The 20,715-nt window shown below is 67.7% G+C and carries 18 protein-coding genes; 12 read left to right on the plus strand and 6 right to left on the minus strand.

Features of this window, described 5'->3' with window-relative positions:
• Positions 1 to 103 precede the first annotated feature (103 nt).
• Positions 104 to 2,047 carry a hypothetical protein gene (locus C7C56_RS16935; RefSeq protein WP_106758551.1) on the plus strand — a complete coding sequence of 648 codons (1,944 nt, stop codon included), beginning with the start codon at positions 104 to 106 and terminating at the stop codon, positions 2,045 to 2,047.
• Positions 2,048 to 2,183: 136 nt separating this feature from the next.
• On the opposite strand, the gene C7C56_RS16940 is transcribed toward C7C56_RS16935, so the two are convergent.
• A complete protein-coding gene (locus C7C56_RS16940; RefSeq protein WP_106758552.1) occupies positions 2,184 to 2,606 on the minus strand; it encodes an NINE protein in 423 nt (140 codons plus the stop codon).
• A gap of 324 nt (positions 2,607 to 2,930) precedes the next feature.
• On the opposite strand from C7C56_RS16940, the gene rpsP reads away from it, so the two are divergent.
• The 11 genes from rpsP to C7C56_RS16995 all read left to right on the plus strand — a co-directional run bounded on the left by rpsP (position 2,931) and on the right by C7C56_RS16995 (position 14,443).
• Positions 2,931 to 3,185, plus strand: a complete 255-nt coding sequence (gene rpsP / locus C7C56_RS16945) for a 30S ribosomal protein S16 (protein WP_106758553.1) — start codon at positions 2,931 to 2,933, stop codon at positions 3,183 to 3,185.
• Positions 3,142 to 3,750 (plus strand): ribosome maturation factor RimM, encoded by a 609-nt coding sequence (gene rimM / locus C7C56_RS16950; RefSeq protein WP_370660218.1) that lies wholly within the window; start codon positions 3,142 to 3,144, stop codon positions 3,748 to 3,750. Before rpsP ends, rimM begins: the two co-directional genes overlap by 44 nt.
• Before the next feature lie 23 nt (positions 3,751 to 3,773).
• Positions 3,774 to 4,532: a tRNA (guanosine(37)-N1)-methyltransferase TrmD gene (trmD, locus tag C7C56_RS16955; protein ID WP_106758555.1), complete on the plus strand. Its 759-nt coding sequence runs from the start codon at positions 3,774 to 3,776 to the stop codon at positions 4,530 to 4,532.
• Positions 4,533 to 4,640: 108 nt separating this feature from the next.
• Positions 4,641 to 5,027, plus strand: a complete 387-nt coding sequence (gene rplS, locus C7C56_RS16960) for a 50S ribosomal protein L19 (RefSeq protein ID WP_106758556.1) — start codon at positions 4,641 to 4,643, stop codon at positions 5,025 to 5,027.
• Positions 5,028 to 5,118: 91 nt separating this feature from the next.
• Complete coding sequence (locus C7C56_RS16965; protein WP_106758557.1) at positions 5,119 to 5,781, plus strand: CoA pyrophosphatase; 663 nt, start codon at positions 5,119 to 5,121, stop codon at positions 5,779 to 5,781.
• Between the two features lie 113 nt (positions 5,782 to 5,894).
• Entirely contained in the window at positions 5,895 to 6,854 is a 960-nt protein-coding gene (locus C7C56_RS16970; protein ID WP_106758558.1) for a CobD/CbiB family protein, read from the plus strand.
• Positions 6,855 to 7,010: 156 nt separating this feature from the next.
• Positions 7,011 to 7,352 carry a DUF3579 domain-containing protein gene (locus tag C7C56_RS16975; protein WP_106758559.1) on the plus strand — a complete coding sequence of 114 codons (342 nt, stop codon included), beginning with the start codon at positions 7,011 to 7,013 and terminating at the stop codon, positions 7,350 to 7,352.
• Positions 7,353 to 7,474: 122 nt separating this feature from the next.
• Positions 7,475 to 7,924 carry a CBS domain-containing protein gene (locus C7C56_RS16980; protein ID WP_106758560.1) on the plus strand — a complete coding sequence of 150 codons (450 nt, stop codon included), beginning with the start codon at positions 7,475 to 7,477 and terminating at the stop codon, positions 7,922 to 7,924.
• Positions 7,925 to 8,322: 398 nt separating this feature from the next.
• Complete coding sequence (locus C7C56_RS29970) at positions 8,323 to 10,821, plus strand: PAS domain-containing hybrid sensor histidine kinase/response regulator (RefSeq protein WP_106758561.1); 2,499 nt, start codon at positions 8,323 to 8,325, stop codon at positions 10,819 to 10,821.
• Between the two features lie 32 nt (positions 10,822 to 10,853).
• A complete protein-coding gene (locus tag C7C56_RS16990) occupies positions 10,854 to 11,309 on the plus strand; it encodes a response regulator (protein WP_106758562.1) in 456 nt (151 codons plus the stop codon).
• Positions 11,306 to 14,443 (plus strand): EAL domain-containing protein, encoded by a 3,138-nt coding sequence (locus C7C56_RS16995; protein WP_181373214.1) that lies wholly within the window; start codon positions 11,306 to 11,308, stop codon positions 14,441 to 14,443. The genes C7C56_RS16990 and C7C56_RS16995 overlap by 4 nt, the downstream gene beginning before the upstream one ends.
• 51 nt (positions 14,444 to 14,494) lie before the next feature.
• Here the strand turns inward: C7C56_RS16995 and C7C56_RS17000 are convergent, their stop codons facing one another.
• From C7C56_RS17000 to nagA, 5 genes are all read right to left on the minus strand, one after another.
• Positions 14,495 to 15,235, minus strand: a complete 741-nt coding sequence (locus C7C56_RS17000) for a GntR family transcriptional regulator (RefSeq protein ID WP_106758563.1) — start codon at positions 15,233 to 15,235, stop codon at positions 14,495 to 14,497.
• Between the two features lie 208 nt (positions 15,236 to 15,443).
• Positions 15,444 to 16,769: a hypothetical protein gene (locus tag C7C56_RS17005; RefSeq protein WP_106758564.1), complete on the minus strand. Its 1,326-nt coding sequence runs from the start codon at positions 16,767 to 16,769 to the stop codon at positions 15,444 to 15,446.
• A gap of 210 nt (positions 16,770 to 16,979) precedes the next feature.
• Positions 16,980 to 18,470, minus strand: a complete 1,491-nt coding sequence (gene nagZ, locus C7C56_RS17010; RefSeq protein ID WP_106758565.1) for a beta-N-acetylhexosaminidase — start codon at positions 18,468 to 18,470, stop codon at positions 16,980 to 16,982.
• A 66-nt stretch (positions 18,471 to 18,536) separates the two neighbouring features.
• Positions 18,537 to 19,547, minus strand: a complete 1,011-nt coding sequence (locus tag C7C56_RS17015; protein WP_181373217.1) for an SIS domain-containing protein — start codon at positions 19,545 to 19,547, stop codon at positions 18,537 to 18,539.
• The gene (gene nagA, locus C7C56_RS17020; protein ID WP_106758566.1) at positions 19,540 to 20,715 is read right to left on the minus strand and encodes an N-acetylglucosamine-6-phosphate deacetylase; all 1,176 of its coding nucleotides are present in this window, start codon (positions 20,713 to 20,715) and stop codon (positions 19,540 to 19,542) included. The genes C7C56_RS17015 and nagA overlap by 8 nt, the downstream gene beginning before the upstream one ends.

Consider the following 20,715-nt stretch of genomic DNA (forward strand, 5'->3'; position numbering starts at 1 on the left):
TACCGGGATCAGAAATCGTGTTTAATGGAACCATTGCTCAATGACAGGAGAATTTGCCTGTCAAAATGAATAACACTATCTCCGCCCGACTGGAAAAGCACCCATGACTACGACCGCGATCCTCCGCGCGCCCGCCGCGCTCCTGATTGGCACCTTGCTCGCCTCCTGCGGTGGTGGTGGGGGTGGCACGACGCCGCCTCCGCCGCCCCCGCCCGCGGGCTGCGCGACGCGCATCGTCGCCGACACCAGCGTGGCGGCGGGAAAAACCGCCAGCGCCTCCGTGCTCGGCTGCGCCTCCTTCCTCTCGACGGTGACCTGGACCCAGGTCAGCGGCCCGGCCGTCACCTTGCAGGCCGCGCGCAGCCCGACGGTGGCGTTCGAGGCGGCCGCCGCCGGCACCGTGCGGCTGCAGGCCGACGCCCGCTACGTCGACGGCAGCAACTTTGTGAGCACCACCGACGTCGTGGTCGGGGCGGCCCCGGCGGGCAGCTTCGTGACCGCGCGCGCCGACCATTCGGTGCGTCCCGGCACCGACACCTCGGTGCGCGCCTGGCCGACCCTGGCCGGCGGCGCGACCTTGAGCGCGATCAACTGGACCCAGCTCGAGGGCCCGAACGTCAACATGGACACGAGCCGGGCCCGCGTGCTCATGTTCAAGGCCCCCGTGGTCAACGTCGACACCGTGCTCAAGTTCCGCGCGACCATGACCACCAGCGCCGGCACCGACACCGACGACATCTCGATCCTGGTCGAGCGCACTCCGGCGGCCGCGAACAACGCCTATTTCGACGTCGCCGCGCGCGTGCATCCGTACCGCATGATGGGCGCCTATGCCGGCGTGTTGGCCTCGTGCACCTACACCAACGCGCTGTACTACAACTCGTCGACGAACACCAATTTCTGCCCCGTCAGCAGCCTGCCATTGATCCAGGCAGAAACCGTGACCGGTGGCACGCCGACCGTGTCCCAGGTGATGAACCGGGTGCTGGTCACGCACGACTTCCTGGGTGCCAACTTCGAGCAATTCCTGACCACCCAGGACACCAATGGCGACTTCCGGCGCCTGCTGGCCGGCGCCACCGCGGTCGTGATCGGTTCGCACGTGCGTCCGAGCTTCTACACCTCGGCCACGGGCGCGATCTACCTCGACGCCAACAACCTGTGGCTGATCCCCGAGCAGCGCGACGTGGTCACCGAGGTGCCCGACTACCGCAGCTCCTTCGACGACGCGCTCAACTTCACCTCGTTCGGGCGCGCCGTCAAGAACAACAACTACGCCAACGCCAGTTATTCGTCGAGCGCGCGCGTCTCGCGCGACACCTCGGCGCTGGTGTTCAGCCTCGGCCGCCTGCTGTACCACGAGCTGGCCCACGCCGGCGACTTCTTCGAGCCGAGTGTGCGCAACCTGGTCCAGTCGCAACCGATCTACTTGAACGTGGCGGACCGGATCGGCAACCGGACGCTGGTGTCGGACGGGCTGGCCAACCAGTATCCGCTGACCTCGCTGCAAATGAAGGGCCTGGGGCAGGTGATGTTCCAAGGCACGACCGCAAGCGCTACCCAGATCGCCTACACCGCGACCCAGGTCGGCGACTTCTTCGCGGCCGACCGCGCCAACGACGACTACGCCTATTCGATCTCGGGCACCTCCAACTCGCGCGAGGACCTGGCGATGCTGTTCGAGGAGTTCATGATGAGCTACCGCCACGGGGTGCAGTACGACATCGCCTTCACCAACAAGTTCGTCGACGGCATGACGGCCAGCCAGGTGATCGTGGCCTGGGGCACGCGCGGCCGGATCGGGCATGTCAACGTCAAGCCGCGCATCAAGCTGGTGCTGGGCCGGCTCGCGCCATGGATCGACCAGGCCGCGGTCGACGCCCTGCCGGCGCCGCTGATGATGCGGGTCGGCGAGAACTGGGACCAGAACCTGGTGCTGGGCGCCCCGGCCGCCTTCAAGGCCGGCATGCTCGAGGCGGGCGTGAGCGCCGCGCCGATCGACCGCAGCGAGCGCCTGCGCGAGGATGCCGCGCGCAACCACCACTAGCAGCTGGCGTGGCGCCCGGCGACGGGCGAAAAAAGACGCAAAAAAAAGGGCCGGGGATGTTTTCCGTCCCTTTTTTTCGCGTCCCTTTTTTCGCGTCCCTCGTTCACGTCCCTTTTCCACGTCCCGCGTCAAACTGCTAGCCGTCCGCGTTGCCCGTGAAGAGCAGGGCGAACAGGCGCGAAATGGTCCCGATCAGGGTGACCGTGCCGAGCATCATGGTGACCACCAGCAAAAGCGCGAGCACCCAGCCCGAGTCCGATTGCTTGCCAGCGCCGGCGTTGAAGGCGGCGTCGAATTTCTCGTCGGGCGTGAGGCCGATCACGAGCGCCTCGAGGAAGGCGACGATCCACGACACGAGGAAGGGCAGCACGTGGTAGAACGGGTTGGCGTCCTGCGCCAAGCCCCACACCATGCCGGCGATCGGGATGCTGGTCACGTGGAGCAGGCCCAGCCGGTCGAGGCTGCCGCGCAGGTAGAAGCGGTGCGCGCCGATTCCGCCGAGCACCAGCGCGAGGAAGGTGGCGAGTGTCTTGTTCTTGTGGGTCGTTGGGGTGGTCATCTGGGCAAGATCTAAAGCAATAAAGCGAGCAGTATCGGTCATCTGGCCGCGCTTGGCGCTAAAAATTTTCGGACGCGCGATCGGACGCGCGATCGGACGCGCACACCCGGGCCCGTTGCGCGGGGACGCCGCAAACCGCGCCGATTGCCCGCCACAGCGCCGGTTCGCGCATTTATGCTTTGGCAGTGGAGGCCGAAATCGGCGATAATGCTCAACTTCGTCCCGAACTGCGCGCCCTGTTGTCATTACCGCTTGCTGCTGCGCGGCATTGCGCGCTATAATTGTCGGCTTTTTCCGCCCAGCACAACTATTTTTGGAATTATTATGGTCGTTATTCGTTTAGCTCGTGGAGGCGCCAAAAAGCGCCCATTCTTCAACATCGTTGCAACGGACTCGCGCAATCGCCGCGACGGCCGCTTCATCGAGCGCATCGGTTTTTACAACCCGATGGCGGCAGGCGGCGAAGTCGGTCTGCGCATCACCGCCGATCGTCTGGCCTACTGGCAAGGCGTTGGCGCACAATTGTCGCCAACCGTTGCTCGCCTGGTCGCAAGCCAGCCAGCAGTGGCAGCAGCTTAAGTCTGTTCCAGGTTTGACCGATACAGCGGCATCAGGGGTGCAAATCCCCGACGACCTGACGCAAGTCGGGTATGTTTCCGGCGCCTACGGCGTGGCCGGCTCGATCCGGGTAACCCCGTTTTCGACCGATGCCGATGCCCTGCTGAACGTGTCAACCTGGTGGCTCGATAAACCGGGCCTGCATGCCGTCACCGTACGGACTGCGAAAATACACGGCGGCGACGTCGTGGCCCAGTTGGCCGGTGTGGTCGGGCGGGATGCCTCGGAGGCGCTCAAGGGCGCCGCCGTGACCATCCCGCGCAGCCAATTCCCGCAACTGCCGGCAGACGAATTTTACTGGTCCGACCTGATCGGGCTCGATGTAATAAATTTGCAAGGTGAAGCCCTCGGGCAGGTCACCGACATGATGCACAACGGCGCGCAATCGATTTTGCGCATCACGCCCTTGGCAGGCGCGGACGCCACGTCCGCCGCCGAGCGCCTGATCCCGTTTGTGGACCATTTTGTCAAGACCGTCGACCAGGCCGCCCGCACGATCACCGTTGATTGGGGCCTTGATTATTAAGGCGCTCAGCGAGCGATATTTCGATGCAGTTTGATGTCGTAAGCTTGTTCCCGGAGATGTTCGCCGCGCTGACGCAGTCGGGGGTGACCCGCCGCGCGTACGAGCAGCAACGCTGGGGCCTGTCGACCTGGAATCCGCGCGATTTCACGAGCGACAAGCACCGCGCCGTGGACGACCGGCCGTACGGCGGCGGTCCCGGCATGGTGATGCTGGCCAAGCCGCTCGAGGCGGCGATCGGCGCCGCCAAGGGGCGCCAGGTCGGGCTCGGGCTGCCCAGTCCGCGAGTGGTGTTCATGTCGCCCCAGGGGCGCGCGCTCACGCACGAACGGGTCATGCAACTGAAGAACGAAGCGGGTCTGGTGTTGCTGTGCGGACGCTACGAGGCGGTCGACCAGCGTTTGCTCGACCGCTGTGTGGACGAGGAGATCAGCCTCGGCGATTTCGTGCTCTCGGGCGGCGAATTGCCGGCGATGGCGCTGATGGACGCGGTGGTGCGGCAGTTGCCCGGCGTGCTGGGCGACGACGCGTCGGCGCTCGAAGACAGTTTTGTCAACGGTCTGCTCGACTCGCCCCACTACACGCGGCCCGAGGCGTACGAGGGCGTGCAGGTGCCGCCGGTGCTAATCGGCGGCAACCACGCAGAAATCATCAAATGGCGCCGCCTGCGCATGCTCGAGGCGACCCTGGAAAAACGTCCCGATCTGCTCGACAAGGCCCGCGCGGCGGGCTTGCTGAGCAAGACGGATGAAAAGTTTTTGGCAGGTTTAATAAAACCTGTGTAGCAAGCGAGGCCGGGGCGTGTTGCCCCTGTTTTAACCCCATCCTATACTGGGTAGGGAGCCGTAAATAAGCTCCCCATCGCCAGCACGATGGTTATTGGAGTCCTAAAAATGAACTTGATTCAGCAACTTGAGCAAGAAGAAATTGCCCGTCTGGGTAAGACTATTCCTGATTTCGCACCTGGCGATACCGTCATCGTCAGCGTCAACGTCGTCGAAGGCACGCGCAAGCGCGCCCAGGCGTACGAAGGCGTCGTCATTTCCCGTCGCAACCGTGGCCTGAACTCGAACTTCATCGTTCGCAAGATCTCGTCCGGCGAAGGCGTCGAGCGTACCTTTCAGCTGTATTCCCCGCTGATCGCTTCGATCGAAGTCAAGCGTCGTGGTGATGTCCGCCGCGCCAAGCTGTACTACCTGCGTGAGCGTTCGGGCAAATCGGCACGTATCAAAGAGAAACTGCCAATGCGCCGCGTCGTCAGCAAAGCTGCCGCAGTGTAATATTTGCGTCTGTGCTGCACAAACGGGCGCCGCGAGGCGTCCCCAAAAAGGCATCCACGGATGCCTTTTTCGTTTTCCGGAGGACCCTTTCATGGCTAAATTGCCATTCGATCCGCGCGAGCTGCCGATCGACGCCATCGCCGGCGAAAGCGCGGTCGCCATCGAGCGGCTCGCGGCCGCGTGGCTGCGCGCGCGCTTCGCCGCGCCGCCCGCGTGGCAGCCCGAGCCGGCCGAGGCGGTCTGGGCGCCGCGCCCCGTGGTGACCCCGGCCGCCGTGCTGATCCCCCTGGTGCAGCGCGCGCACGGCCTGACCATGCTGCTGACCCAGCGCACCGCGCACCTGACCGACCACGCCGGCCAGATCAGCTTTCCGGGCGGACGCGCCGAAGCCTGCGACGCCTCGCCGATCGAGACCGCGCTGCGCGAAACCGAGGAGGAGATCGGCCTCGACAGGCGCCATGTCGACATCCTCGGCGTATTGCCCGAATACATGACCGGCACCGGCTACAGCGTCACCCCGGTGGTCGCGCTGGTGACGCCGCCGTTCACGCTGCTGCCCGACCCCAACGAGGTCGACGAGATCTTCGAGGTGCCGCTGGAGTTCCTGATGGACGGCATGCACCACCAGCGCCTCTCGTTCGCCCTGCCCGAGGGCACCCGGCGCAGCTTCTACGCGATGCCTTACGAGCGTTTCTACATCTGGGGCGCGACCGCCGGCATGCTGCGCAACCTGTTCCATTTGCTTCGCGCCTGAGACGCTGCTGAGTCCGCCGGCACACCCCGCACAGCAATAAGTTTGATTCCGGCACGTCTGTGCGTTATCGTAGCGGGCATTGCCGCAATGCTTGATTTGACAAAGGACTTCCGATGACATTCCTCTCCATCCTGTGCGCCTTGTTACTGGAGCAACTAAAGCCCCTGCGCGCGGACAACGTGATCTATGCCGGAATCAAGAACCTCGCGGTGCGCATGGAGGGCTGGTTCAACGCGGGCGAGTCGAGCCACGGCCGCACCGGCTGGCTGCTGATGATGGCCGCGCTGATGGTGCCGGCCATCCTGGTCCACTGGCTGTTCGAGCACTACGGCCTGATCCTTTTGTCTTTCGCCTGGAACGTGCTGATCGTCTACCTCACGCTCGGTTTCCGCCACTACAGCCACTATTTCACGTCGATCCAGATCGCCCTCAACGCCGGCGACGAGGCCGGCGCGCGCGCGCTGCTGCGCGAATGGACCAAGATCGACACGGTCGGCATGGAAAGCGGCGAGATCATCCGCATCGCCGTCGAAAAGGCTTTGGTGACGACCCACCGCAGCGTGTTCGGCGTGTTCTTCTGGTTCCTGATGCCGATCGGCCCGGCCGGCGCCATCCTGTACCGCGTCTCCGAATACCTGGGGCGCGCCTGGAACGAACCGGAGCACATGCGCAACGAGGCGTTCGGCCGGTTCGCCGCGCGCGCGTTCTACTGGATCGACTGGCTGCCGGTGCGCCTGACCGCGGTCGCCTTCGCCGTGGTCGGCAACTTCGAGGATGCGATCTATGCCTGGCGCAACTTCGCCAACCGCTGGAGCGACGAGGCCAAGGGCATCATCCTGGCGGCCGGCGGCGGCGCCATGGGGGTGCGCCTCGGCTCGCCCGCCGAGACGGCGCCCAGGATGTCGCTGGCCGACGCCGCCACGGTCGATTCGGGCGACACCGATCCCGACGTCCAGCCGGGCGAGGAGCCGAGCATGCGCGCGTTGCAAAGCACGGTCGGCCTGGTCTGGCGCGCGCTGCTGCTGTGGATGCTGCTGCTGCTGTTGCTCTCGAGCGCGGTCTGGCTCGGCTAAACGCCGGCCGGCCGGGGCGCGGGGCGGGCGCGCCCGCGCTTTCGCGAGCGCGTGTCTTCTATAAGATATAATACCGGGGAGTCAGCAGAACCAGGGGCGCCGCCTGCCGCGCCCAGTTTATCCACCCGCAATAATCTTGTCCGCACAAGCCGTCCTATGCTTGAGTCACCCCCCAGCAAGAAAGAACTCGCCGACGAGTTTTTCATTCTTGGCACCACCAGCACCGGCGCGCAGTTCCGTCCCAGCGACTGGGCCGAGCGGCTGTGCGGGGTCATGTCGCACTTCCGCCCCGAGGGCACGGGCGGCCCCAACGCGCACCTGCAGTTTTCGCCGTACGTGCGCCCGGCCGTGCTCGGCGGCGCCAAGGCCGTCGTGGTCAACAACGCGCTGCGCAAGCTCGAGCCGCTGGCCTACCATTTCGTCGTCAACTTTGCCAAGGACAACGACCTGCAGATCGTCGACGCCTGCCTGGTGCCACTGCCGGGCGAGCGCCGTTGATCCAATCGCCCTTTCGGGCGTGGCCGCCGCTTTGAGCCAGATCAAGGCCGCTGCGGATATCCCGCGTTAGCGTAGTCCTGTCGCGCGCCGTCCTGCTCGCGCGCAAACACCGGGAGAACGCCATGCGCATTGGGGAAATCTGTACCGTCCAAACCATCCACTGTACCCGCGACGAAACGGTGCAAGGTGCCGCCTTGCTCATGCGTAAGCACCATGTGGGCGACGTCGTCGTGGTCGACCAACCCGACGGCGAGCTGATACCTGTTGGCATCGTCACCGACCGCGACATCGTGGTCTCGGTCATCGCGCTCGGGCTCGATCCGGCCAGTCTGCTCGTCGACGACATCATGAGCGACGACCTGCTGACCACCAGCGAGAATGACGACGTCTACGAAACGATCGAGCGCATGCGGTTCCGGGGCATCCGCCGCGTGCCCGTGGTCAACACTGGCGGCGGCCTGACCGGCATCGTCAGCGTCGACGACCTGCTCGAGTTCCTGGCCGAGGAAATGGGCGAATTGTCGCGCATCAGCGCGCACCAGCAATCGCGCGAGAAGCGCGCGCGCCAATAGCGCCCGAAGCAGCGGCCGCCGAAGTCGCGTCCGCCGAAGTCGCGGCCGTGGCCGGCCGGGCTTGGGGGCGGCGAAACGGGCCGGCGAAACGGGCCGGCGAAACGGGCCGGCGAAACGGGCCGGCGAAACGCGCCCCGTGGTCCGCGCCATCGACAAAGTTAATCGACTATCAATGCGCGATAATGATTGACGGTAATCAACGGCAATCTGTCGTAAAAATGGTAGCGAAAATGATGATAAATAGTTCAAACGCTGGTATTCTGTAATTCATTCTTCCGCTCGCCACGACCCCTTATGGTCCCCCGCATGGTCCCGCATGGTCCCGCATGGTCCCGCATGGTCCCGTGTGGCGCGTCAGGCTGGAATTTTTTCACATGCTCGTCTGACCGCGGACCACTATGCCAACAACGTTTTCTGCAGACGGCGGCAACAAGGCGCCAGCTGGCGCCGACGGCAGCATCGAATCGATGCGCCAGGAGAAATTGCTCAAGACGGGCGCGTTGCAGGACGCGATTTTCAACAGCGCCTATTTCTCGAGCATCGCCACCGACGAAAACGGCGTGATCCAGATTTTCAATGTCGGCGCCGAACGCATGCTCGGCTACGCCGCCTCCGATGTGCTCAACCAGATCACGCCGGCGGCGATCTCGGACCCGCAGGAGCTGATCGCGCGCGCCAACACGCTCAGCCTCGAATTCAACACCTCAATCACCCCCGGCTTCGCCGCGCTCGTGTTCAAGGCCTCGCGCGGGATCGAGGACATCTACGAGCTGACCTACATCCGCAAGGACGGCAGCCGCTTCCCCGCGATCGTGTCGGTCACGGCGCTGCGCGACGCGCACGAGGCGATCCTCGGCTACCTGCTGATCGGCACCGACAACACCGCGCGCAAGCAGGTCGAGGCGGCCCAGGCCCGGCTCGACCAGCAGTTGCGCGACCAGCAGTTCTACACGCGCTCGCTGATCGAGTCGAACATCGACGCCCTGATGATGACCGACCCGCACGGCATCATCTCGGACGTGAACCAGCAGATGATCGCGCTCACCGGGCGCACCCGCGACGAGCTGATCGGCGCGCCGAGCAAGAATTTTTTCACCGACCCGGTGCAGGCCGACGCCGCGATCCGCCGCGTGCTCGTCGAAAACAAGGTCAGCAACTACGAGCTCACCGTGCGCGCGCTGGGCGGCGAGGAGACCGTGGTGTCGTACAACGCGGCCGTGTTCCACGACCGCGAACGGCGCGTGCAGGGCGTGTTCGCGTCGGCGCGCGACGTCACCGAGCGCAAGCGCATCGAGCGCACGCTGCAGGAGAAGAACACGCAGCTCGAGCACGCCAGCCGCATGAAGTCCGAATTCCTGGCCACCATGTCGCACGAGCTGCGCACCCCGCTCAACGCGATCATCGGTTTTTCCGAGGCGCTCAAGGACGGCCTGGTCGGCCCGCTCGGCGAGAGCCAGGCCGAGTACATCGGCGACATCTTCACCAGCGGCCAGCACCTGCTCTCGCTGATCAACGACATCCTCGACCTGTCCAAGGTCGAGGCCGGCATGATGGCGCTCGAGCTCGAGATGGTCGACATCGGCAACCTGCTCGTCAACAGCCTGACCATCGTCAAGGAGAAGGCGGGCGCGCAGCGCATCCGGCTCGAGCTCGACATCGGCGACGACCTCGGCATCTCGTGGCTCGACATGCGCAAGACCAAGCAGATCGTCTACAACCTGCTCTCGAACGCGGTCAAGTTCAGCGCCACCGGCGCGCGCGTGATCATGGGCGCGCACCGGGTGCCGCGCGCCGCCGTCGGCCGGCTCGACGGCGAGTGGCCGGTGCATGGCTTCGCGCTGGCCGACAACGAACACAACGAGTTCCTCGAGATCAGCGTTTCCGACAGCGGGATCGGCATCTCGCGCGAGGACATGGCCAAACTGTTCCTCGCCTTCAGCCAGATCGACAGCAGCCTGGCGCGCAAGTTCGAGGGCACCGGCCTGGGGCTGGCGATGGTCAAGCAGATGGCCGAGCTGCACGGCGGCACCGTGGCGGTCGCCAGCGCGGCCGGCGAGGGCGCCCGCTTCGCCGTCTGGCTGCCGCTGCGCGCGATGGAGAACAGCGCCTCGCCCGAGCCGGCGCCGGCGCCGGGCGCGCCCGCGCACGAACGCTGCGCGCTGGTGGTCGAGGACGACGACCGCGCCGCCGACCTGGTGCGCCTGCTGCTCGAGGCCGAGGGCTTCTCGGTGGTGCGCGCGGCCAGCGCCGAGGCCGGGCTCGAGATCGCCGCGCGCCAACCGCTGAGACTGATCACGCTCGACGTCGAACTGCCCGGCATGGACGGCTGGGCCTTCCTGCTGCGCCTGCGCGAGAACGCGGCGCTGGCCAGGGTGCCGGTGGTGATCATCTCGGGCAAGAACCAGGCCAATGTGGGATTGCGCGGGGGCGCCGCGGCGGTGCTGCAAAAACCGCTCAGCCGCGCCGAATTGCGCCTCACGCTCGACGGCCTCGGCCTGCATCCGGTCGAGCAGCGCACCTACACGGTGCTGGTGGTCGACGACGACCCCAAGGCGGTCGAGGTGATCTCGACCTTCCTGCCGGCGCCGTTCTATTCGGTGGTGCGCGCCTACGGCGGCGCCGAGGCGATCCTGCTGGCGCGGCGCCTGTGCCCCGACCTGATCCTGCTCGACCTGATGATGCCCGACATCGACGGTTTCGCCGTCGTCGCCGCGCTGCAGGGCGAGCCCGCCACGGCGCGCATCCCGGTGCTGGTGGTGACGGCCAAGCGGGTCAGCGACCAGGACCGGGCCGCCCTCAACAGTTATCCGGAGACGGTGATCCATATCATCGAAAAGGCGGGCTTCAACCGCAGCGGTTTCCTGGCCGAGGTCAGGCGCGCGATCGACCCAAGATAAACGCAGGCAAACGAAGGCAAGGAAGGCCGAAGATGGCGACAATATTGGTCGTGGAGGACAACCAGGCGAACATGAAGCTGGCCGTGCTGCTGCTCAAGAACGCCGGCCACGCGGTGCTGTGCGCGCTCGACGCCGAGAGCGCGCTGACGCTCGCGCGCGCCGAGCGGCCCGACCTGATCCTGATGGACATCCAGCTGCCCGGCATGGACGGGCTGGCCGCGACCGCGCTGCTCAAGGGCGACCCGGCCACGGCCGCCATCCCGGTCATCGCGCTGACCGCGCTGGCGATGAAGGAGGACCAGGAGCGCAGCCAGATCGCCGGCTGCGACGGCTACATCGCCAAGCCGCTGCGCTACGCCCAGCTGCTGGCCACGGTCGAGAGCCTGCTGGCGCGCACCAGGGCGGCCCAGCCGGCGCGTGACGCCGCGCGCGACCGCGCGGCCGATCCCGCGGCCGATCCCCAGAATCCGTTCGGCGGGACCACATGAGCGCGGCCACGCCCTGCATCCTGATCGTCGACGACGAGCTGATCAACCGCAAACTGCTCGAGGCCCTGCTGCGCCCCGAGGGCTACCGCACCGTGTGCGCCGCCAGCGGCCCCGAGGCGCTGGCGGCGGTGGCGGCGGAGGCGCCCGACCTGATTTTGCTCGACATCATGATGCCCGGGATGGACGGCTACCAGGTCGCCAACGCGCTCAAGTCGCACCATGCGACCTCGAACATCCCGATCATCATGGTCAGCGCCCACGGCGACCGCGGCGAGCGCCTCGCCGGCCTCGACTCGGGCGCCGAGGAATTCCTGACCAAACCGGTCGACCGCGCCGAGTTGTGGCTGCGGGTGCGCAACCTGCTGCGCCTGAAGGCGTTCAACGATTTCCTGGTCGGCCAGAGCTCGATCCTCGAGCAGCAGGTGCAGGCCCGCACCGCCGACCTGCAGCGCTTCCGCACCGCGATGGACGCCACCGCCGACGCCATCATGCTCGTCGAGCGCGCCAGCATGCGGCTCGTCGAGGTCAACGCGACCGCCTGCCGCCTGCTCGGCTACACGCGCGAGGAGCTGCTGCAGCTGGGCCCGGCCGAGCTGGGCGCGGGCACGCCCGAACGGCTGGCCGACGCCTACGACGAGCTGATCGAGGGCGCGGCCTCGAGCGCGCTCTCGCCGGTCGAACTGCGGCGCAAGGACGGTTCGCTCATGAAGGGCGAGGTGCACCGCCAGGCGCTGCGCTCGGGCAACGATTGGATCATCGTCGCGGTGGTGCGCGACGTCACCGAGCGCCAGGCCACCGAGCAGCGGCTGCACCGGCTGGCCCACTTCGACACGCTCACCGGCCTGCCCAACCGCACCCTGTTCTACGCCACGCTCGAAAAAACCCTGGTCCAGGCCAACAGCAACGCCCGCCTGGTTGCGGTGCTGTTCATCGACCTCGATTTCTTTAAGAACGTCAACGACACGCTGGGCCACGCGTTCGGCGACGAGCTGCTGCGCCAGTTCAGCGCGCGCCTGGTCGGCTGCGTGCGGGTGCGCGACACGGTCGGGCGCCTCGGCGGCGACGAGATCGGCGTGATCCTGATGATGCAGAAAACCCAGCAGGACGCGGTCATCGTGGTCAACAAGATCCGCGAGGCGCTGCGCGAGCCGTTTTGCCTGCAGGGCCACGAGATGGTCGTCACGGCCAGCATCGGCATCGCGATCTACCCGGTCGACGCCCAGGACCGCGACACCCTGATCAAATACGCCGACACCGCGATGTACCGCGCCAAGCAGGCCGGGCGCGACACCTACCGCTTCTTCACCTCGCAGATGAACTCCGACGTGCTGGCCCGGCTCGAGCTCGAGACGGCGCTGCGGCGCGCCATCGAGAACGACGAGTTCGAGCTGTACTACCAGCCCAAGGTGCAACTCTCGAGCGGGCGCACCGCCGGCGTCGAGGCGCTGCTGCGCTGGCGCCGCCCGGGCGCGGGCCTGGTCTCGCCGGCCGAGTTCATCCCGGTGCTCGAGGACACCGGCCTGATCGTGAAGGTCGGCACCTGGGTCATCGCCACCGCCTGCAGCCAGATCGGGCGCTGGATCAAGTCGGCGATCGGGCCGCTGCAGATCTCGGTCAACGTCTCGGGGCGCCAGTTCATCGAGGGCGACCTCGACGCCGACGTGCTCGAGGCGCTCGCGGCCAACGACATCCCGGCCAACCTGCTCGAGCTCGAGCTGACCGAGAGCTCGCTTATGGCCAACACCGGGCGCACCATCGCGACCCTGCAAAACCTCAAGCGGCACGGGGTCCAGATCTCGATCGACGACTTCGGCACCGGCTACTCGAGCCTGGCCTACCTGAGGCGCTTCCCGATCGACAAGCTCAAGATCGACATCGCCTTCATCCGCGACGTCACCACCAACCCCGACGCCGCCGCCATCACGCTGGCCATCATCAGCATGGCGCACAGCCTCAAGCTCGAGGTGGTGGCCGAGGGCGTCGAGACGGCGGCCCAGCTGTCGTACCTGCGGCGCCACCACTGCGACCAGATCCAGGGGTATTTTTTCAGCCCGCCGCTGCCGCTCGACCAGCTCGAGCAACTGCTGCGCGAGGAGAAGCGCCTGCCGGCGCAGGACGACGGCGGCGGCCCGCCGCGCCAGACCCTGCTGCTGGTGGACGACGAGGCGAGCGTGCTCAGTTCGCTCAAGCGCCTGCTGCGCCAGGACCGCTACCACATCCTCGCGGCCGGGTCGGCCGCCGAGGGCTTCGAGCTGCTCGCCATGAATCCGGTGCAATTGATCCTGTGCGACCAGCGCATGCCGGGCATGAGCGGCACGGTGTTCCTGACGCGGGTCAAGGAGATGTACCCCGACACCCTGCGCATCGTGCTGTCGGGGTACACCGACCTCGAGTCGATCATGGACGCGATCAACTGCGGCGCGATCTACCGCTTCTACACCAAGCCGTGGGACAACAACCACTTGCGCGGCCAGGTGCGCGACGCGTTCCGGCACCACCGCCTGCTGCACGACAAGGCGCAGGACGAGCGCATGGCGCACGAGGCCAAGACCAGCCTGGGGCGCCCGCACGCGTTCGTGCCGTCGCAGCGCGCGCCGCACACCTTCATCAACCGCAAGCGGCTGATGCCGTTCGCCGCCGCGGCGCCCGCCCAGGGCGCGCCCTGCGCCGTGGACGTGGATGGTGACGGCGACGGCGGCGGCGGGCGGGCCATCGACACGCTCGAGGCCTTCGTGCGCGAGGGCCTGGCGCTGGGCGAGGCGGCGGTGGTGGTGGCGACCGCGCCGCACCTGGCGGCGCTGGCCGAACGGCTCGGCGGCCACGGGGTGGACCTCGACGCGGCGCGCGCCGGCGGCCAGTACGTGCCGCTGGGGGCCGAGGAGACGCTGGCCGCCTTCATGGTCGACGGCTGGCCCGACGACGCGCTGTTCGCCTCCGAGGTCAAGGCGGTGCTGACGCGGGCCCAGGCCGCGGGGCGCAGGGTGCGCGTGTTCGGCGAGATGGCGGCGATCCTGATGGCGCGCGGCGACAGCACCGCGACCATGCGGCTCGATTACCTGTGGAACCAGATGTGCGAGCAGCAATCGCTGTCGCTGTTCGCGCCGCCCGCGCCGTCCGCGCAGCCAGCGCCATAGGCCGCGGCCGGACGGACTCTTCCCCGGCCCGGCCCGCGATCGCGGCGGCCGTCAGGCGACCGACAGTTCGGCGACGAAATCGTACATGTCGCCCCTGAAGTAGGAGCGGCAGAATTCGACCGCGCGGCCGTCGCGCAAAAAGCCCAGCCGCTCGACGCACAGGCCGGCCGCGCCCTCCCTGGTTTGCAGCAGCTTGGCCTGTTCGGCGTTGAGCAGCAGCGCCGACAAGCGCTGCAGCGCGCGCACCGGCCGCTTGCCCGCGGCCTCGAGCGCCTCGTACATCGAGATCCCGACCGCGTCGAGCGAGGGCAGGCAGGACGCCTCGATGGTCGCGTACTCGAGGCACATCGGGAGCTCGTCGGCGAAGCGGATGCGGTCGAAGCGGTACACCGGCGCGCCCGGCGAGAGCGTCAGCCGCAGCGCCTCCTCGGGCGTGACGGTGCCCCCGGCCCGCTTGAGCCAGACGCTGCGCGGGGTGCGCCCGCGCGCCCGCATGTCCTCCGAAAACGAGGTCAGCTTGGCGAAATTCTTTTCGATCCGGGTGTTGATGAAATTGCCCGAGCCGGGCCGGCGCACCAGCAGGCCTTCGCCCACCAGGCCGTCGATCGCCTTGCGCACGGTGATGCGCGAGACGCCGAGGTCGGCGGCGAGCTGGCGCTCGGCGGGCAGGGCGTCGTCGGCCTTGAACAGGTGCTGGTCGATCGCCTCGCGCAGGGCGCGCTGCAGTTGCTGGTACAGCGGCAGGCTGCCCGTTTCGGACAGTTGCTGCATGATGCGGGCCAGGGTGGTCATGCGTCGGTGTGCCTTCTCATCTCGGGTGCGGCGGCGGGCCGCCTTGGCCGGCCCACGTGTGGTCGATGATACCAAATAAAACACCGAAAAAGGCCGGCCCCGGCATGCCGCCCGCCCGGTCCGGGGCCGGCAAATGGAAAGGGCGTCCCGGCCGCGGCCGGGACGCCCTCTGCGAGGCCGCACAGACGCGGGGCGCACCCCGCATCGCCTACTTGGCCGGGGCCGGTGCCGCCGCCGGGGCCGCAGCCGCAGCCGGCGCAGCCGCCGCCGGCGCTTTCAGGTGCATGATCCAGAGGCGGGCCAGTTCGCCCGAGCCGTCGCCGCCCTTGACGCCCTCGAACACCTTGATCGCCTCGTCCTTGCGGCCGGCCCTGGCGTACGACGCGCCCAGGCGCAGGGCCGCCTCGTCCGGCCGCTTTAGGCCGCCCTTGGCCAAGCCCTGTTGCATCAGGCCGATGCCCTTGTCGGACTGGCCCATGGTCGCATACGCGTAGCCGAGGTTGAACAGCGGAAGGCCGTCCTTCGCCTTCAGGGCGGGCGCTTCGCCGGTGCCGATGTTTTTGGCGTCGTCGGCGGCACCCTTGTTGGCGCGCTCGCGCACGTTCTTGTGCTTGGCCGCGTCGGCGCCGGTGCCCAGCACGCCGCCGGCGTAGCCTGCGTCGATCACGTTTTTGGCTTCGGAAAAGTAGCCGGTCTCGAGCGCCAGTTCGGCCAGTTCGACGTAGTCGCCCGGCTCCATCGCCTTTTGCGCGACGATCTTGAGGCGGTAGGCGTCGAGATGCAGACGTTTGTTGAAGGTCGGCTTGATCATCACGCGGTTGAGCGAGTCGTGCCAGAGATCATCGTTCGGGTGGTAGGCCATCATCAGGGCGGTGGCGTCCTGCGTCGCGGCCTGGTCCTTGACCAGCTGGGCCGAGCTCAGATACAGGCGCAGGTCGTCGAACTTGGGCGCCACGCCGGCCGCCTTGGCCTCGGCGATGATCGGGCGCAGGCTGGCCAGCGCGTTGGCGTAGTCTTTGTTGAAGTAGTACGAGAGCATCAGGGTGTCGCGGATCGCGAGCGGGGTCGCGCTTTCTTTCTGGTAACGCGTGGCCCACACGATCGCCTTCGCGTAGTCCTTCTTCTGGTAGTAGGTGTTGGTGATGACCTGGATGAAATTGCTGTTCTCTTTTTCGGCCAGGCGCTTTCCCTCGACGATCGCCTCGATCGCCTTGAGCGTCATCGCGTCGTTCTTGGAGGCGGTGCCGAGCGCGGCGCGCTGGCGCTGCAGGACGAATTGTTCGAACGGGGTCGGGTTCGCGATGGCCTCGGCCTGCGTCAGGCGCAGCTCGACCTCGTCGAATTTCTTGGCCGTCATCAGCGGGTTGATGACGGCCGGATCGATCAGTTTGTACAATTCGGGACGCACGGTTTCTTTCGGCGCGGCGGCGGCGGGCTTGTCCTGGGCGTGGGCGCTCTGAAGCAGGACCGGCGCGGCGTTCAGGCCGATGGCGGCGAGCAGCATGCTGACTCGGGCGAGGCGGATTGTTGACATGGAAAACCCTTATTCAAATAGGAAAGAAGATGCCGGGAAATTATATGTGCGCATCGGCGCTGGGATGCGACGGTCCTGGCGGCGAGGCCGCGCGTAAAACCGGTCCGCATCCGACCCGAGCCATATATTGTCACATAAACTCGTCAAACCAGCTGGGCTAATGTGCAAGCAAATGCTACTTCGCCGGGGCGGCGCGGGCCGCGGCGGCGCCTAGTCGAAGCCGGGCACCGGGCAGCGCCCGGTGGCCTCGAGCGCGCCGGACAACCACAGCCCGACCGCGTCGAGCGCCGGGGCGGCGAAGCCGTAGGTCATCAGGGCCGGGGCGTCGATGTCGAGCGCCTGGTAGGGGTTCCACAGCGCCAGGTGAAGGTCGGGCCTCCAGTTGGCGCGCGCGTTGGGGCCGTAGCGCAGGCGCGAGGTCGAGGCCAGCACCACGAAGCTGCCGTCGGCCGGCAGCGCGCCCCAGTCGAAGGTCTCGGCGTCGGCGTAGGTGACCAGCTCGACCTGGTACAGGCGCGCGAGCGCGTCGGCCACCACCTGCGCCGGCACCCCGGCCTCGGACACGCCGTCGCTGACGACGTCCTGGCGCACCACCAGCCGCACCCTGGCGCCGGGCTTTGGAGCGCGCGGCTGGCGATACGCGGTCAGGGCGCGGCGCCAGCCGTCGGCCATGATCTCGCGGTCGTCGGCGTCAAACGGGTAGTGGCACTGCGGGCACTGCGCGCATTGGTATTTGGTGGCCAGCGCGTCGAGGCGCGCCAGCCGCTGCGCGACCTCGTCCATCGGCAGGGTGCCGTCGGCGATGGCGGCGGCGATCGCGTCGATCGTCGCGGCCTGGATCTCCGGGTTGCCCAGCGCCATGACCATGTCGGCGCCGGCGCCAAGCGCGCGCACCGCCGCCGGCCCGGCGCCATAGCGCCCGGCGATCGCATGCATGTCCATGCTGTCGGTGATGACCACGCCGCGGTAGCGCCACTGCGCGCGCAGCAGGTCGTGCAGGATCGGGCGCGACATCGTGGCCGGGTAGTCGGGGTCGAGCGCGGGATAGACGATGTGCGCGGTCATCATGGCCGGGGCGCTGTCGGCGGCCATGCGGAACGGCGCGAATTCGAAGCGTTCGAGTTCGGCCAGCGGCTTGTCGACGGTGGGCAGGTCGCGGTGCGAATCGACGTGGGTGTCGCCGTGTCCCGGGAAATGCTTGACGCAGCAGGCCACGCCCTCCGATTCGCTGCCGGCCATCCAGGCCAGCGCCAGTTCGGTCGCGCGCCTCGGGTCGGCGCCGAACGAGCGCTCCGCGATGACCGGGTTGCGCGGGTTGTTGTTGAGGTCGAGCACGGGCGCGAAGTTCCAGTTGAAGCCGAGCGCCTTGACCGCGCGCGCCACCGCCGCGCCGACCGCGCGCGCCAGTGGCGCGTCGTCGGCCGCGCCCAGCGCCATGGCCGACGGCGGCGCCGGCACCCAGGTCGAGCGCACCACGGCGCCGCCCTCCTGGTCGAGCGCGATCAGGGCGTGCGGCCCCATGACGGCGCGCAGGTCGGCTGTCAGGCGCGCCAGCTGCGCGCTGTCGACCATGTTCTGGCGGAACAGGCAGATCGCGCGGATGCTGTTGGCGCGCAAAAATTCGGCCGTCGCGGCATCGAGTTCGGTGCCTGGAAACCGGATCATGATCAGTTGGCCGGCGAGTTTTTTGAGTTCGTTCATGGGGCTGCTCCGTCGATGCCGCGCGTGCAAAATGGGGTGGATGGTGGGACCCGCTCCGGGCCGCGCTCAGTTGGTCCTGGTGACTTTGCTCAGGTGGCGCGGACGGTCGGGGTCCATCCCGCGCGCCTCGGCCAGTTGCGCGGCCATCACGTAAAAGGCGTTGATCGCGACGATCGGGTCTAGGTCGGGCGTGGCCGCGACCGGCAGCGTCAGGTCGCGTCCGGCGACGTCGGCGGGCGCGGCCAGCAGCACGCGCGCGCCGCGCCCGCGCATTTCGGCCGCCAGCGCGAGCAGGCCGGCCTGGGTCGGCCCGCGGGTGGCGAAAATGAGCAGCGGGTAGCCGTCCTCGATCAGCGCCATCGGGCCGTGCTTGATCTCGGCGCCGCTGAAGGCCTCGGCCTGCAGGGCCGAGGTCTCCTTGAACTTGAGGGCCGCCTCGAGCGCGACCGGAAAGCCGATGCCGCGTCCGACCACCATGATGTTGCGGGCCGGGGCCAGCACCTCGAGCGCGCCCGACCAATCGCTGCGGGCGGCCTCGCCCAGCGCCCCGGGCAGCGCCGAGAGGCCGTCGTGCAACGCGGGGTCGTCCTGCCAATGCGCCACCAGGCGCGCGCCCGCCACCAGGCTGGTGATGAAGCTCTTGGTCGCGGCCACGCTTTGCTCCTTGCCGGCGCGCAGGGGCATGGCCCATTCGGCCGCCCGCGCCAGCGGCGAGTCGATGTCGTTGACCAGCGCCACGGTGGTGGCGCCGCCGGCGCGGAAGTAGCGGATCGGCTCGACCACGTCCGGGCTCTGGCCCGATTGCGAGATCGCGATGGTGAGCGTGTCGCGCGTGGCCAGCGGCGCGTGGTTGAGCGTGACGAGCGACATCGGCAGCGAGGCCACCACGCGCCCCAGGCGCGCCATGATCAGGTAGGCGCAGTAGTTGGCGGCGTGGTCGGAGCTGCCGCGCGCGATTGTCAGCGCGCTGTTGAACGCGGTGCTGCGCAGCACGCGGCCGAGTTCGGCGTAGCGCTCGGCGTCGTTTGCCAGCTGCAGGGCGACGCAGTCGGCCGCGGATATTGCTTCTTCAAGCATCAGTGAGGTCACACGCTTCTCCTTCGATATAAACGGCTTTGATGTTCAGTTCGCGGTCGAGCACGACCAGGTCGGCGAAGCAGCCGGGCGCGAGGCGTCCGCGCAAGCTCTCTCCGAGGAAATCGGCGGCGTTGGTCGAGACCCGGCGCGAGGCGTCGGCCAGATCGAGCCCGATGCCGACCAGGTTGCGCAGCGCCTGGTCCATGGTCAGCGTGCTGCCGGCCAGGGTGCCGTCGGCCAGGCGCACCCCGCCCATGCATTTGTGGACCTGCTGCGAGCCGAGCATGTAGGCGCCGTCGGGCATGCCGGTGGCGGCGGTCGAATCGGTGACGCAGTACAGCTGCGGGATCGCGCGCAGCGCGACCTTGATCGCGCCCGGATGCACGTGCAGCAGGTCGGGGATCAGTTCGGCGAATTCGGCGTGCGCCAGCGCCGCGCCGACCATCCCCGGCTCGCGGTGGTGCAGGCCGCTCATGGCGTTGAACAGGTGGGTGAAGCCGGTGGCGCCGTGCGCCAGCGCGGCCACGCCGTCGTCGTAGGAGCCGGCCGAGTGGCCGATCTGGACCCGGATGCCGGCGTCGGCCATCGCGCGCACCAGCTGCAGGTGGCCCTCGATCTCGGGCGCCACCGTGACCAGCCGCAGCGGCGCGTGGGTGGCGAAGCGGCGCACCTCGTCGAGCGTGGCCGCGCGCGCGAAGCCGGGCTGGGCGCCCAATTTGCCGGCGTTGATGTACGGGCCCTCGAGGTGGACCCCGAGGATGCGCGCGCCGCCGCGGCGCGGTCCGGCGCAGGCCGCGCCGACCGCCTTGAGCGCGGCCACGATGTCGTCGGTCGGCGCCGTCATGGTGGTGGCCAGCATGGCGGTGGTGCCGTGCCTTGCGTGCAGCCTGGCGATCGTGTGGGGCGCGTCGCCGCCCTCCATGATGTCCTGGCCGCCGCCGCCATGGACGTGCAGGTCGATGAAGCCGGGGATGATGTAGTCGTCGCCGTTGAGGGCCGGGTCGGCGGCGCCGCCTTGCAGCGCGCCGATCCGGTCGGAGAAGCTGACGGCGCCGTTGATCCAGCCGTTTGGCGTGAGGATGTTCCCTTTGAGTGCGCTGTGTGTCTCGTTGCGCGTCTCGTTGCGCGTCTCGTTGTGTGTCTCGTTGCGCGTCTGGGTGGCGGACAT

The organism is Massilia glaciei (genome assembly GCF_003011895.2).
Taxonomy (GTDB): domain Bacteria; phylum Pseudomonadota; class Gammaproteobacteria; order Burkholderiales; family Burkholderiaceae_D; genus Telluria_A; species Telluria_A glaciei.